The organism is Bacillus sp. SIMBA_008, assembly GCF_046535495.1.
GTDB lineage: Bacteria > Bacillota > Bacilli > Bacillales > Bacillaceae > Bacillus > Bacillus subtilis.
This window is the reverse complement of record NZ_JAWRWL010000348.1, coordinates 1-277: the sequence shown is the minus strand read 5'-3', so window position 1 is coordinate 277 and position 277 is coordinate 1. Positions and strand designations below refer to the sequence as shown.

The 277-nt window shown below is 49.8% G+C and carries 1 protein-coding gene; it reads left to right on the top strand.

Annotated features, from left to right (window positions below):
* Positions 1-277, top strand: a 277-nt coding sequence (locus tag SB658_RS23535; protein WP_410602708.1) for a DHHA1 domain-containing protein, incomplete at both ends; no start/stop codon positions are given.

Below are 277 nucleotides of genomic sequence, written 5' to 3'. Positions count from 1 at the left end.
GAGACAGGTGATGACCAGTCTGCCATTGTTGTAGCGAAAGCTGGCTGGAATCCGGGTGTTGTTGGAATTGTTGCCTCTAAATTGACAGATACATTTTCTCGTCCGGCGATTGTGCTTGGAATAGATGAAGAGACGCAAATGGCAAAAGGTTCAGCACGGAGTATTCCCGGCTTCGATCTATTTTTCCATTTAAGCAAATGCCGCGACATTCTGCCGCATTTCGGCGGGCACCCGATGGCTGCGGGCATGACACTTCGAGCGGATGATGTCCATTTAC